Annotated in this window: 15 protein-coding genes; 11 read left to right on the top strand and 4 right to left on the bottom strand. The window is 66.8% G+C overall.

What is annotated here, in order from left to right; translation table 11 throughout:
• The first annotated feature begins 33 nt into the window (after window positions 1-33).
• The 3 genes from RYH79_RS17280 (at window position 34) to RYH79_RS17270 (ending at window position 1663) form a co-directional block, all read left to right on the top strand.
• The gene (locus tag RYH79_RS17280; RefSeq protein WP_370901650.1) at window positions 34-390 is read left to right on the top strand and encodes a DUF7718 family protein; all 357 of its coding nucleotides are present in this window, start codon (window positions 34-36) and stop codon (window positions 388-390) included.
• Window positions 391-742: 352 nt separating this feature from the next.
• On the top strand, window positions 743-1309 hold the full coding sequence (locus tag RYH79_RS17275) for a metallophosphoesterase family protein (protein WP_370901648.1): 567 nt from the start codon (window positions 743-745) through the stop codon (window positions 1307-1309).
• A gap of 201 nt (window positions 1310-1510) precedes the next feature.
• Entirely contained in the window at window positions 1511-1663 is a 153-nt protein-coding gene (locus RYH79_RS17270) for a C2H2-type zinc finger protein (RefSeq protein ID WP_370901646.1), read from the top strand.
• Between the two features lie 107 nt (window positions 1664-1770).
• On the opposite strand, the gene RYH79_RS17265 is transcribed toward RYH79_RS17270, so the two are convergent.
• On the bottom strand, window positions 1771-2256 hold the full coding sequence (locus RYH79_RS17265; protein ID WP_370901644.1) for a CopG family ribbon-helix-helix protein: 486 nt from the start codon (window positions 2254-2256) through the stop codon (window positions 1771-1773).
• Between the two features lie 268 nt (window positions 2257-2524).
• On the opposite strand from RYH79_RS17265, the gene RYH79_RS17260 reads away from it, so the two are divergent.
• The 4 genes from RYH79_RS17260 (at window position 2525) to RYH79_RS17245 (ending at window position 5269) form a co-directional block, all read left to right on the top strand.
• Entirely contained in the window at window positions 2525-3202 is a 678-nt protein-coding gene (locus tag RYH79_RS17260) for an energy-coupling factor ABC transporter permease (RefSeq protein WP_370901642.1), read from the top strand.
• A complete protein-coding gene (locus tag RYH79_RS17255; RefSeq protein ID WP_370901640.1) occupies window positions 3202-3546 on the top strand; it encodes a cobalamin transport operon protein in 345 nt (114 codons plus the stop codon). The genes RYH79_RS17260 and RYH79_RS17255 overlap by 1 nt, the downstream gene beginning before the upstream one ends.
• A complete protein-coding gene (locus RYH79_RS17250) occupies window positions 3543-4352 on the top strand; it encodes an energy-coupling factor transporter transmembrane component T family protein (RefSeq protein WP_370901638.1) in 810 nt (269 codons plus the stop codon). The genes RYH79_RS17255 and RYH79_RS17250 overlap by 4 nt, the downstream gene beginning before the upstream one ends.
• Before the next feature lie 131 nt (window positions 4353-4483).
• Window positions 4484-5269: an energy-coupling factor ABC transporter ATP-binding protein gene (locus RYH79_RS17245; RefSeq protein WP_370901804.1), complete on the top strand. Its 786-nt coding sequence runs from the start codon at window positions 4484-4486 to the stop codon at window positions 5267-5269.
• Window positions 5270-5377: 108 nt separating this feature from the next.
• Here the strand turns inward: RYH79_RS17245 and RYH79_RS17240 are convergent, their stop codons facing one another.
• Both RYH79_RS17240 and RYH79_RS17235 read right to left on the bottom strand, forming a co-directional pair.
• Window positions 5378-6442, bottom strand: a complete 1065-nt coding sequence (locus RYH79_RS17240; RefSeq protein ID WP_370901636.1) for a C39 family peptidase — start codon at window positions 6440-6442, stop codon at window positions 5378-5380.
• A 458-nt stretch (window positions 6443-6900) separates the two neighbouring features.
• Window positions 6901-8481: a hypothetical protein gene (locus tag RYH79_RS17235; protein ID WP_370901634.1), complete on the bottom strand. Its 1581-nt coding sequence runs from the start codon at window positions 8479-8481 to the stop codon at window positions 6901-6903.
• Window positions 8482-8906: 425 nt separating this feature from the next.
• Between RYH79_RS17235 and RYH79_RS17230 the strand changes: the two genes are divergently transcribed.
• From RYH79_RS17230 to RYH79_RS17215, 4 genes are all read left to right on the top strand, one after another.
• Entirely contained in the window at window positions 8907-9245 is a 339-nt protein-coding gene (locus RYH79_RS17230; protein ID WP_370901632.1) for a DMT family transporter, read from the top strand.
• A gap of 332 nt (window positions 9246-9577) precedes the next feature.
• Window positions 9578-9946 carry a hypothetical protein gene (locus tag RYH79_RS17225; protein WP_370901630.1) on the top strand — a complete coding sequence of 123 codons (369 nt, stop codon included), beginning with the start codon at window positions 9578-9580 and terminating at the stop codon, window positions 9944-9946.
• A gap of 794 nt (window positions 9947-10740) precedes the next feature.
• Complete coding sequence (locus RYH79_RS17220; protein ID WP_370901628.1) at window positions 10741-11646, top strand: bile acid:sodium symporter family protein; 906 nt, start codon at window positions 10741-10743, stop codon at window positions 11644-11646.
• Between the two features lie 434 nt (window positions 11647-12080).
• A complete protein-coding gene (locus RYH79_RS17215) occupies window positions 12081-12632 on the top strand; it encodes a GrpB family protein (RefSeq protein ID WP_370901626.1) in 552 nt (183 codons plus the stop codon).
• Between the two features lie 34 nt (window positions 12633-12666).
• Here the strand turns inward: RYH79_RS17215 and RYH79_RS17210 are convergent, their stop codons facing one another.
• Window positions 12667-13563 (bottom strand): EamA family transporter, encoded by an 897-nt coding sequence (locus RYH79_RS17210; protein WP_370901624.1) that lies wholly within the window; start codon window positions 13561-13563, stop codon window positions 12667-12669.
• Window positions 13564-13719 lie beyond the last annotated feature (156 nt).

The following is a 13719-nucleotide window of genomic DNA, read 5'->3' as shown; positions in this document are numbered from 1 at the left end:
AATCCAACTGAGTTTCGAAGGAGGCGACAACAAATGAACCGATACACAACTATCGACCTTGGGGAGTATCGAGGAGACAACTACTTTCTGACATCGTTCGTTGAACCAGACCCAGACGACTATGACGACTACACGCCTGCCGAGAATGCCGAAAACTACGGCTGGGTGGTCGTCCAGAAGGCAGAGTCACCTATCGACGACAACAATCAGGTCGTACGGATGGATACTCGGCACGAGGGACCACACCTCGACAAGGAGTATCTGTCGTCTGACAGCGACGAAGATGATAAGATCCGGCTTGACGACGGGTACTCGTTCTTGCGGATGCGAGATTATCTGTTAGCCAACTGGGAGCAGTTCGTAGACCTGTACATCACGAACAACGAATAGCCCGGTTGCGGGACCGAGCTCATCTGTGACGTAACGGTCCCGACTCGGGTCTTCGACTGTCGGCGAGCCAGTACCTGTGACGAAACACCACCAACTATGATCTGCTGTACCTCATCTTTACTGTCACCCATCGTCGGCTAGAAACACCCCTGAGGGGTCCCGCAGTCAGACCCAGTGTCACCCCAGTGAGACGTTCCAGATCACGCTCAGTGACGACCGGCACGTCGACGACGGCGAACAGTCCCCGCGTGTCTGTCTGTCGGTCCACCGCGACACTCGGCAGCGCCACGCGGTGTGACAACGACCCACACTGCAGCGGAGCGTTCAACACCGTCGTCGGTGTGGTGCCGCCGTGGCACGATACGTCGTCTCCGACCACCACCTGGGACACGCGAACATCATCGGCTACTGTGATCGGCCGTTCGACACGGTCGGCGCGATGGACACCGCCCTCGTGCGACGGCACTTCGAGGTCGTCGACCCGGGTGATCGGGTGATCCACCTCGGTGACGTTGCGATGGACATGCAGGACGGCACGGAGACGGTCGAGCGACTGGAGACGCTGGGTGTCGACCTGCTCGTCCGCGGGAACCACGACGTGGGGCTCTCGGACGGCCAGGCACCGGTGCCGGTCGTCGAGAGCTGTCGGCTCTCACACGACGGCTACGACTTCCGGTGTGCCCACCGACCGAGCGACATCGTCGACAGTTGGGACGGGTGGGTGATCCACGGCCACCACCACAACAACGACCTGGAGACGTACCCGTTCGTCGACGCCGCCGCCCAGCGCGTCAACGTCGGCGTGGAGCTCCTGGCGTTTCGACCGCTCGCGCTGTCGACACTGACGGACGTTCTCGACGACTGTGACGCGACGACGCGACTGGAGACGGTCGCCGATGCCCGGGCGCGACTGGAGTGACCGGGGGGGTGGTGACAGTCGCCGGCGGCCGAGAACTGTCGCCGTCACACCGACGGGGCTGTCCGGAGAGACGACCCAGGAGACCACGGCCGACACGGAGCAGTTAGTGACCGCGACGCCGGTGTTAATAGCCTGTAGCAGTCTCGGCCACCTGCTTTTTAACAACACTTTTTATGCTATCGTTCGTCAGTTAGCAATGCAATGTCGTACGCCTGCTCCAGTTGCGATGCACAGTTCCAGAGTGCCGCCGGCGTGACTCAGCACGTCGCGCTCCACCACGACACGTGCGCGGAGTGTGACGAGTCGTTCGAGGACACGGACGCGCTGCGCGAGCACGTCCACGAGAGTCACTGACGGCCGCAGTCGGCCGGCTGCCAGAACAACGGCCGGACGGGACACCTCTCGTCGTCACACCGTGAGGAGCGAGACAGTTCTCAACCCCAGCCGACGGTCGAGTCGTCTCAGCCCCGCCGTTCTGGACCGTAAGCTGTGCGCTCGCTCGTCTCTCGATCCTTGTCACTCGCGGTGTCGGCCGTCTGGTCGTCACCGACCGGGAGCGTCGTGTACGCGACGGAGACGGACTCGTCGACGCCGCGGACGGTCCCGACGAACGTCGACAGTCGCTCGGGGGTCGTCTCCAGTACGAACGTCTCCACACAGCCGCTGGTCTCGTCGAGACAGTCGTGGGTGCACGACCGGACGGCGGCGTCGAACTCGTGTCTGAGGTCCATCATCCGACGCTCGATCGCGGGTGTGTCGTACGCGAACGTCGCCGTCACGGTGGCGACCGTCCGTCCGTCCCCCTCGTCGAACGTCTCGTACTCCGACAACAACGACCGGCACGCCTCCCGGATCATCTCGCTGCGACCGCTGTAGCCGTGGGCGGCGACGAACTCGTCGAGCGCGTCCCGGAGCGCTTCCGACATCGCGGTGCTGACGATGGGCATATGCTAAATCTGTAGCCAGGATTAATAGTCTTAGTGGTAAGGTAACATCACTGTTGGCAACTCTGAGTAACGGCCCAGACAGTCGTTTTTCGGGACCGACGCCTCGGAAGGCGCAAAAGCGTCCCGAGACGACTTCTCCGCTCGAACTGCGCTCGGTCTGTGTTCACCCCGTATTCGGCCCGTGTTCGACCACCTGCCAACTATTGTCATCTGCTTTCCCCGCTTACCGTCAAGCTTATTAGAAACAGCAACTGAGTTAGCAACAGAGATGGCACACATCCACCTCGGAGAAGGGTCGTTCCCGTTGTGGGCGCTGGCGCTGTGGACGGCGTTGGGCGTCGCGCTCGTCGCCGGGATCGTCTACCGGACCAGGAAGGGCGGTATCGAGACGCGCCAGATCGCGCTCGCGGGCATCGGCGCGGCAGCGAGTTTCGCGGTGTTCCAACTGAACATCCCGGTGTGGGGTGGGATTCACATGAATCTCACTGGACTCGTCGGGATTCTCGCCGGGCCGTTGCTGGGGGCGTTGATCGCGCTCGTCGTGAACGTGTTCTCGGCAGCGCTGGGACACGGCGCAGTCGGGCTGTTGGGTGCGAACACGCTGGTCAACGCCAGCGAGGCGATCGTCGCGTACTACGCCTTCCGGGGACTCGTCCGGCTGGACTGGGACACGTTCCCCGCGAGCACGGCGGCGGCGACAGTTGGGCTGGCGACGGGTGCGCTGGCGATGGGCGGGATCATCGTCGTCAGTGGTGTCAACGGTAGCGCGCTCCCGCGGGCCGATCTCGCGGTCGCAGTCGCGGGGCTCGTCGGGCTCAACCTCGGCGTCGCCGTGATCGAGGGGCTGCTCACGGGGTTCGTCGTCCAGTTCCTGGCGTCCGTTCGACCAGACCTGATCGGACGCGAGAGTAGCGCCGCAGACGACAACACGGGGGTGACGGCTTGATGGACCGCTGGAAGCAGTACGGCGGACTCGCGGCGTTGTTCGGCGCGTTCCTCGCGGCCGGGCTGTGGGGGTTCACTGCCACCGGCGGGGCGCTCCCGTGGGCGAAACGCTCCGCGAAAGCCCTCCAGCGGGGAGTGAAGGACAGCAGCGGCGCGCTCGTCGACTTCGGCCGCGGCGTCGTGATCGCCGGGCCAATCCGGAAGGGTGGTGTCGTGATGGAGTTCTTCGCGCTCGTCGCCCTCCTCGCCGTCGTCGGCGTCGGGCTGTATCTGTACGCCGACCGTTACAGTCGGTCGTCGGGCGCGGCTGCCACGGACGACCGCGACCCCTCCACACGCCGATGACGACACTGTCGAACCACGTCCCGGACCCGCGGCTCGTCACCGCGTTCGCACAGCACCGCGACAGCCCGTTCCACCGGGTCAATCCGTGGACGAAAGTCGCACTCACGGGTGCGTTCGTGGTGACAGTCACTGTCGCCGACAGTCTCGCCGTGCTCGCGGGCAGCTACGCCGCGACGCTCGCCGTCTACGGCGTCGCCGGGCTGGCGTACCGCCGGCTCGCGGGGTGGTACACGCTGCCGGCGTTGTTCGTCGTCTCCGTCGCCGGGCCGCTGGCGTTCCTCGAACCCGGGACGGCCGTCGGTGGCAGCCTCTCGACACCCGTCGGCGACCTCTCAGTGACCTGGACCGGACTGACGCTGTTCGCGGAGTTGGCGTTCCGGTCGCTGACGGTCGTTACGTTCACGCTCGCGGCGGTGGCGACGACGCGGTACGCCCACGTCGCGGCCGTGCTCGGGCGACTGCTCCCCCGGCCCGTGGACCAGATCGCGTTGTTGACCTACCGGTTCACGTTCGTGATGATCGAGACGCTGGAGGATCTGCTGAAGGCGGCGCTGTCGCGTGGTGCCAGCCTCTCGGAGTTCTGGTCGAACCGTCGGCTGTACGCCCGGCTGCTCGGGACGACGATGCTCACGGCCGTCGAACGCTCGGAGCGACTCGTCGTGTCGATGGAGGCCAGAGGCTACGACGGGACGGTCACGCCCTCGGGTGACGCCGGGCGACCGCCCGCCCGCGAACTCGTGGCGGTCGCCGTCGTCTACGCGACCGTCGTCGCGTACGCCCTCGCCGTGTACGGGGTGGTGCCGTGAGCGACGCAGTCGGGGAGTTCGACGACATCGGCGACGGCACCCGAGACGGCGACGGTCGCGTAGACGCCGGCGGTACCCCACTGATCGACCTCCGGTGTCACGAGCACACGTACCCGGACGGCACGGTCGGTATCCACGACGTGACCTTCACGCTCGGGCAGTCGGAGGTGGTGGCGCTGGTGGGCGGCAACGGTGCCGGGAAGTCGACGCTGTTGGAGCATCTGAACGCCACGCTCGTCCCCGACGACGGTCGGCTCGTCGTCGGCGGGGTAGAGATTGACGACAGCAACCGCGAGGTGGCCCGCCGCGAGGTGGGGTTCGTGTTCCAAGACGGTGACACACAGCTCGTCGCGCCGACGGTGATCGACGACGTGGCGTTCGGGCCGCAGAACTACGGGGCGAGCCCGGAGACGGCCCGAGAGCGTGGTCGGGAGGCGCTCGCGGCCGTCGACGGCGCGGATCTGGTCGAGCGTGTCCCCCACTACCTCAGCGGCGGCGAAAAACGACTCGTCGGACTCGCGGGCGTGCTCGCCCTGGACCCGAGTGTGGTCGTCTTGGACGAACCCCTGGCCGGACTCGACCCTGAGCGATCGCGGCTCGTCGCCGACCGGATCGAACGGGTCCACCGCGAGGGCCGGAGCGTCGTCGTCTCGACACACGACCTGGCGTTCGCCGCGGAAATCGCCGACCGGGTCGTCGTGATGCACGACGGCGACGTGATCGGCACCGGGACGCCACGCGAGGTGTTCTACGACGACGACCTCCTCGCGCGGGCGAACCTCCACCCGCCCGCCGCCGTCCGGGTCGCCCGCGAGGTCGGTCTTGACGCACGACCCGTGACCGAGACGGCGTTGGTCGACGCACTGGCGGATCGTGGAGTCACTGCCGGCGCGCGCTTGGATGGGAGTGAGCACTGAACACCGACGAGAGTGACGGCACGGTCGCAGGCCGTGACGACACAGCCGCAAGCCATAACGGCACGGTCGCAGGCCGCGACGGCACCGGACGACACGTCCCCGAAGTGGTCACTCGACGGTGATCTTCGTGTAGGAGGCGGCCAGCCAACTCCCCCAGTCGAAGTGGTGTGTCGTGTCGTCCCAGGTGTCGTGGAGGATCAGCTCGTCGCCGCCTTCGTCGTAGCCGACGACGGTGACGGTGTGGTTGCCGTAGTTCTGGTTCCGGTCGTCCGCCTGGTCACCGCTGGTCATGTTGAGCAGGAACGGGCGACCGGCACCGATCTCCTGTTTCGTGAAGTTCGGGTGACTCCAGAGGTAGATGTTTCGGCCGTTGTAGGAGTCGTCTCCGGTGTCGAACTCGTTGATCCCGTTGTCGATGTCCGTCGGGAACGTCGACCCGGCGTCGTTGGTGTTCATGTCCTCGTGGAGGTCGTCGATGTACACCTCCTTCACGCTCTCGCCGACGTCCTCGTGGTACGCGAGAGCCATCGACGCCGCGATCGGGACACAGCCGTCCCAGTCGTCCCAGGGGTCGTCGGTGTCGCTCTCCGTCCAGGCCGGGACCTCCCAGAGCCAGTCGTAGTAGTGGCTGTCGGCTGTGACGTCGGTGGTAGTGTCGGCAGTGGTCACCCCCGTCGGCTGGGCGGCCACCCGCGAGGGATCGATCTCGGTCAGTGGTGCTGCGCGGCCGTTTCTGACGTTGACCCCGCGCCCGTCTGCGAGCTCGACGCCGTACTTCACGCCGCCGTGGTAGAGCAGTCGGTCGGTCGGGCGTGCGCCGTGACGCCGGGCGTGGGCACGAGTCGCCGCGACGCGCCGCTGTGGCGGCGTCGCGGTGCTGTACTCGATCACGTCCGCCCACTCCGGTCGCGCGCCGGCCGTGACGTACCCGAGATCACGGCCACCCTCCTGCACGGGGAACACGTACACCGCCGGGACTGCCGCCGGCCCCCGGGCCGCGTTCCGGGCGTGGAACGTCGTCGGCTGCCCGAGACCCGCACCTTCCCAGGCCGCGAACTGCTCGCGCTCTGCGGCCCGGCGTACCGTCGCCGCCGCCGCCGCCCGCGCGTCGCCGACCGACACCGTGTCCGGCGACGCCGTCGCCGTCCCGACTGTCCCCAGCCCGAACGCCATCGCCCCGATCGTTCCGAGAACTGTTCGCCTGCCTGTCGTGTTATTCTCTCTCATTTCTGACCCCAATTCGGTTTCAGTATGTAGAAAGAAAATACTGGCGGCTCTGAATTCGTAGTGGAGGCCGTCTCCGAGGGCAGCTACCTCTCGACGCCGTTCGCTCGGAGGCGAGACGAGGGTGCCAAACTCCCACGGCGACGCCGTCGAGTCGCTCGCCCCCGGAGGCGTCCCGTCTGCTGTGGTCGACCGACCCGACGACGTACCGCCGAGAGGTCGTGTCGGTCGCTTCGGTCGCTCTGTCGCGTCGGTCGCGTCTGTTGCGTCTGTCGCGTCGGTCGCTTCGGTCGCGTCTGTTGCGTCTGTCGCGTCTGTTGCGTCGGCTACGTCGGTCGCGTCTGTCGCACCGTCGTGGGCGGCGAGCAGGTTCGTCGACACAGAGCGCTCCGAGAGGCGGCCGACTCCTACTCCGGGAAGTCCTCGCGGTCGTCGTCTTCGAGGTCGATCGGCTCCGGATGGTCGGCGGGGTCTTCGAAGAACGGGCGTACGAGCCAGTAGGCGACGTGGTAGCCGACATCTCTCGTGTCGACTCCGTCGGCGATCACGATCCGTTGAGAGCCGAGCCGTTCCAACGACTCGTCGGCGTCGACGTCGTCGCCGAACCAGTCGCTCGTCGACGCGGAGTCGCCGAGGTCGTCGTCCGACTGCTCGATCACGATATCCGCGTCCGAACGGTCGTCGACGATCTCGAAGTCGAGGTCGGCCCGGATCGCGCCGCCGGCTCCGTCGGCGACCCACTCGAGCGCAGCGAGCACTTCCCGCTGGAAGTCGTCACGCTCCAGACTGGTGAGGTTCGACCTGGCGACGTACACGTCCAGGTTCGAGAACGCCCACGCGTTCCGTCGCTCCGTCGCGTTCGGCTGCGGGAGACGCACCTGTTCGCTCGTCGCGTCCATCGTCGGCATCGGCGCCCGACCGTGGAGCCGACCGTGGAGGTGGCCGAACTCGTGACGCAGGGTCTCGCGTGTCGAGGCGTCCGTGTAGCCGGCGACGATCCGAATCGTCGCGTCGTCTGCCGCCAGCCGGTGGCGATTCAACACTGGCGCACACCCGACCGTGTAGGCGCTGGGCTCCGTCCCACACTCGAGGATGTCTTCCACCACTTCGACGGTGACGTCCGGGTCGGCGGCGTCCGGGCGGACGGCGAACTCCACCGTGTAGTTGCGGTGTGGCGCACCCGAGCCGGACTCCCAGTAGTCGACGGCGTCTCGGACGAGCCCCGTGACGTTCCGCGCGGGCCGCACGTCGTTGTCGACGCCGACGACCACGCGGTCGGTCGCCGGCCACGGGTCACGGTACACCGACTGCTCGAACGTCCGAACGCCGGCGAGACGGTCGGTCGCTCCGAAGTCGACGCCCGCGAGGTGTGCGATCACCTCGCGGTAGTTGTTCCGAACCTGTGGCGTCGCGTACCGGGAGGCGACCTGGACCGTCTCCGTCGCCGGTTCAGTCGTGTCGGCGTCGTACGCGGGAGTGCAGTAGCCGAACGAGGCGTCGGTCGTCTCGTCGCCGCACTCTCGTATCGTCGGCCGAACCTCGAACACCACGTCGGCACGGTACTGTTCGTCGACGACGACGAACTCGACCGGGAACTCGGCCCACGCCGAGCTGTTGGCGTCGGTCCACCGGAGCGTCTCGCTGAGGAGTCGCCGGTGCCGGGCAGGCGCCTCGACGGAGTCACTCGTCTCGACGGCTACCGCCACCGTCGCGGCGTCCCAGGGGTTCTGTGCGGCTGGATTCGGTGTCGCCGTCGGAGTGGGCGTCGCCGTCGGAGTGGGCGTCGCCGTCGGTGTGTCTGTCGGGGTCGCTCGCTCGGTCGCCGTCGCGGTCGCCGTGTCCGTCGGTGTCGCCCGGGTGTCGCTCCCGGCGTCGGTCGCCGTCGGCGAGACGGCCGTCGAGGGAGTGGGGCCGCCGCCCGCCCCGCCACAGCCGGCGAGGAGCACGACGACACCGACGAGGACGATTGCTGCTGGTCTCGGGGACATAGCTGTAGCCTAGCAGCCACGCTGAAATCACTGGCGACTACTGTGAACCGCTGCGACGGGTCGCGGTCGCTGTCCCGAGAGTCCGCCGAGGGGTGACCCCGGCGAGGCGACACCACGGGCTCGGTCGGCTCAGTTCGACCCCACTGGTCGTGTCGTCGTCTTCGACGGCGGGGTCCAGTCCGGTGGCGACAGTTCCGAGTCCGGTGACTGTGCGACCGACCGCCGCGGGCGCCTCGAGGGGGAACTGGGCCGGCGGTGACTGACTGACGGCGGCGCGAGCGTGTAGCTCCACTCTGCTGTGGTCCACTCCACGAGCGTCGTCTTCGGGAGGAGGCCGGCAGAGTGGCCGGCGACGACCGAGGCGTCGGGTCTCTGTCGGCGGACACGGCCGGGCAATTGAACAGGGACCGGCAGACAACGTCGGTGTGCGCGAGTATCTCTACTTGGGCGTCGCTATCGTCAGCGAGATCGCCGGCACGGCGTCGTTGAAGCTCGCAGACGGGTTCTCGAACCCGGTTCCGACCGCGGTCGTCGTCGTCGGCTACCTCTGTTCGTTCTACTTCCTGAGCCTGACGCTCCAGGAGCTTCCCGTCGGGCTCGTGTACGCGACGTGGTCGGCGGTCGGGATCGTCGGTGCCGCCGCCGTCGGGGTCGTCGTGTTCGAGGAGTCCGTCGACCCGGCCGCACTCGTCGGGTTCGGGCTGATCCTCGCCGGCGTCGCCGTCCTCAATCTCCTCTCGGAGACGTACAGCCCGGCAGCCTGAAGCCGGGACGCCGGGGGCGACCTGGCGACGGTCGCGGCTCGCCGACCTCCCGTGCCCGGAGTCGGATCCCACTCTCGGACCCGTCGTCACGGTGGCGGCAGACGTAGACGCGGTGTTCGAGACCTCCGTCGGGGTGGTCGGCCGAATCGACGACCGCACTCGGTTCACCGTCTACGCCGACTCCGACCGGCCGCAGGTCGCGCGGGGAGGTGTCACCGACTCGGTGGCTGGAGACAGTCACTCGACGGTCGAGGTCGACGAGACGGAGTTCGGGGACCCCCGACGGGTCCGAAACCACGATGCAGGAACCGAATACGGCACTCGTGGACTGTGTGACTCTTCCCGAGCCGGTCGCCGAGCGTGGGCTGACAGCCAACGTCGAGCGAGCCAGAGACGTGGCAGCCGACGTGATCGACTACGGACGCTCGGTGTCGGCAGGCTACACGGTCGCGTTGAGCGAACTCCGAACGGTTCTGACGGCACTGAACGACGGCGAGGGACGAGCCTACACGGAGACGGTCGGCAGGGTGATCGAGTACCTCGACGAACTGGGCGGCGAGGACGTACAGGTGAAGGAGACGGTGAACGGTGAACGGACGGTGGTCTTCTCCGGCGGGTTCGTCCGTCGGACAGTGGCGTGGCGAGACCAGTCGAAGCAGTCGGATCACGGCGTTGTTGTCGAGGGAGGGGCGACAAGGTGACACGAACCACCTGACAGCCACACACGGCGAGAGCCACCATCTAAGGCCAAGGGTGACCGACCGAATCCGACGCGGTCGGTTCGAGGCCAGAGACCAGAGAGACCCCTGTCGTGTGGAGAGTGTTTCCTCGGGAGGGGGCAATACGACGCCGTCTAGCCGCCGACGGCTCGACGGTCACCCGCAGCGTGACCGTCTGACCGGGGACGAGTTCCGACGGCTGACTCCCGACCGGCTGCACCGACAGGGGGCGCGTCCGCGCCGGTGTCCGTCACGTCGACCGAGAATCAACCGTCGTTCCGGGGTGTGACGGTCGTCTTCGTCTGTTCACCCACCGGCGCGTCGCCTGCTCGGGGCGTCCCCCGACTGGGTCCGTGCAGTGCTGCTGTGAGACTAGCGAAACCGTTCTGCGGACACCCCGGAGCCTCCGTCTGGTGTGACGACCGGCGGGGCCTATCCCAGGACTGATACACGCCGGCGACGGACATCGAGCCGATGACACGGCAGGGAGCCAGGTGTCTCGTGAACCGCCACGGGACGGTACTGGCGTCGGCCCTCCCGCCAGGGACCGTCCCCGTTCTCGGGCCCTCTACTGTCAACAAGAACTACCCAGAAGTCGCCTCCGAGGACAGCCAGGGATCTGCTCTCCCCGACTGCACTCGGCACTGTGGTGGTACCTCCGACCGTGGGAGAGTCTCTCGTTCGATTTACACGGACTCCCCGTGGTGTACAGACGCTACTGCACGGCGAAACACCCTCGCCACCGAGCGTCCGGACCCGACAGCACGAGGTGTGCAGTGAGACCCACCGACCTGATCGAGGACTACCTGTCGATCTGGGTTCTCCTCTCGGCCGGGCTGGGACTGGCTGTCCCGCGGCTGTCGGTCGTGACGCGCGTCTCGACGCTCCTACTCGCGGTGATGATCGGCAGCGTCTCGCTGACGCTCTCCGTCGAGCAGTTCCGCGAGATCGACGCCCGGAGCCTCGGGCTCGTTCTCGCCGGTCACGTCACGATGCCGTTTCTCGCCGTCGGCGTCGCGCGGGGGTTCGGGCTGTCGCCGGAGCTGACGGTCGGGTTCGTCGTCCTCGGCGCGGTGACACCGGAGCTCGTGACGCCGGTGATGACGGAACTCGGGGGCGGCGACACGGCGCTGTCGACGAGCGCGCTGGTCGTCGTCGGCGTCGGCAGCGTCGGGTTCGTCCCGGGCGCCGTCACCCTTCTCGCCGGCGGGGTCGACGTTCCCACGCTGCCGATCGTCGAGCAATTGACCCTGGCCGTCGTCGTGCCGATGACCGTCGCCGTCGGCGCACGGGCCTGGCAGCCCGAGCGAGTCGGTCGGTACGACACGTACTACCCCGCGGTCTCGGCGCTGACGGTGATCCTCGTGATCGGCGGCGTAACCGCCGCGAACGCCGAGTTGGTCCGTTCGAACGTCTCGTCGCTCGTTCCCGTGGGTGCCGCCGCCGTCACTCTGAACGGACTCGGCTACGCCGTCGGATCCCTACTCGGGCGGGCGGGCTCTCGGTCGACACGGATCGCCACGGTGTTGTCGGTCGGGATGCGCGACTTCGCCGTCGCGGCGGCGCTCGTGATCGCGGCCGGGCTCCCGACGACCGCGTCGCTCCCGGCGGTCGCCTTCGGTGTCGTCGAGATGACCACGAGCGCCGGGCTCGCAGAGTGGTTCGGGCGACACTCGAAGTGAGCACACCCACCGTCACCGTCGGCGGCGGTGAACGTCGTGACGTGCCGGACGTGTAGTTCGGGCGCGTGTTCGTCTGTCTGGCGGTCAGTGTCTCGACGCCGCAGTCGCGGTACCGAACGTACTCGTGGTCGGTCGGTCTCTCGCCTCGTATCGTGGGGCTATCCTGACGCCGTCGACGGCAGTGAGGTGTGACCGACCCGTCACCCGAGGTCGTCGTCGAGGGTCGCTGTCTGTTGCGCGTACCAGTATACAAAGAACGCCTGTTCTTTGGTGACGTCACCGTGCCGTTGAGCGGTGTCGGAGAACAGCACCGACCCACGACAGTAGCTCCCTACCACCCCGTTTCTTTAGGTACTATTCTGCCCCTACGTTCGTTCGTCTGGGGGTTGTACGGGCAACTGAACGTATAGAGAACGCGGGTGTCCACACTATCCATGGTCGAAGACGATCCGATCGAACTCGTCGAGAGACCCAGTGCAGAGTGGCGACGGCTGTACGAACGAGAACGCGCCCGTGTCGAGGACACACTCGACACGTTCGACCTCCGAGAGCGCGTCTGCCGGATCGAACACGTCGGCTCGACTGCGGTTGCGGGCCTCGCCGCGAAGGACATCGTCGACCTCGATGTCGTCGTGGACGATGCGGCCGTCGAACCTGTCGGGACGGCAGTCGAGTCACACCTCGGCGGGACGCGACACGACAACACGGAGACGTGGCAGCCGGTGTTTCGGCGTGTCGAGGGGGAACGGTTCAACGATCACGTATTCGGACAGTCCGACCCGGGGTGGCGGACCAGTGTCGCCACCGTCGCGGCACTCCGTGACGACCCACAGCTCCGTGACCGGTACGAACGTGTCAAACGACGCGAGGCAGCCGAGACGGAGGATCTCGGGGAGTACAGTGCTGGGAAGACGTCGGTGATCGGCGATCTGCTCGACCACGCCGCGGAGATGGATCTGGAGATCGACGTTCCGACCGACGGGTGAGACCGTCCCGGCCGGGGTCGTGCCCCGACATGGATCAGCCGGCGATACCCAACGCGACCCCGACGGCGATGAGGGTGGCGCCCGCCGCCCGGCGACGAAGATACCCCTCACCGAGACCGACACTGGCCACGATCACGACCAAGACGGTGCTCGCTCGGAACAGAACCGAGGCCTGTGTCGCACTCGGAGCCGCACCGAACGTGAACAGTGTGGCGGCGAGCCCGCCGAACTGGAGGATGCCCAGAAGCCCCCTATCAGCCCGATAGAGAGCTCGCAGCCGATCACGCTGCGCCGGCCACCGGGACTGTGCACGCTGGAGCCGAGCCACACTCCCGGTACCGACGAACAGGACGATTACCGTCGAGACATACACCGGGCTGACCGTCGTGGTGGCGATGCCGTCGAGTGTCGAAGTCACTCCGAAGACGAGATTCACGGACAACGCCAACACGACCGCCGTCGTGTCCGAGGAGTGGACGACACTCTGCAGTGTGTTGGTCCGGGAGTTCACCACGGCGGCGCCACAGCCACTCAACACCGCCCCGACGACGACCGTCGGCGGGACAGTCGTCCCCCGCACCAACGGTTCGATCAACGACGTGACGACTGGTGACACCGAGGTCAACGGGAGAACGACCGACGCGTCTTCTCGGGACAGTGCCGCGAACATCATGAACGCCCCGATGACGTTCAACAGTCCCGTGAGCACCGTCGCGGCGACCCCGCGGGTCGTCCCGGTAAATCCCTGGCTGACCGCAGTCAACGCGACGACCGGCAGGAACAGTCCCAACGCGACGGTGTCTCTGACAACCAACACCTCCGACTCCGAAGCGTCCTCGAGGAGCCGTTTCTGGTACGTGTTCATCACTGCCCGAGCGACGACAGCCAGCGACCCGGTCAGAACCCAGAACGGAACTGAAGCGACTACCACGGGGAGACACCGGTCGGTTGGTGCCGAGATATCGAGTAATCGGTGGTACTGTATGTTGGAGCCGAGATACTGTACGTTCGAGCGAGAGCGGTTTATGACTGTACTCGGGAGCGTGTAGCCGTCGGGAACTGAGTTGGGGGCGCCAGTATCAGTGCT

Origin of the sequence: Halobaculum sp. MBLA0143 (assembly GCF_041361465.1) — an archaeon.
In the GTDB taxonomy this organism is placed as follows: Archaea; Halobacteriota; Halobacteria; order Halobacteriales; family Haloferacaceae; genus JAHENP01.
Note: the sequence above shows the minus strand (reverse complement) of the source record. Positions and strands in the feature narration are given on the sequence as shown.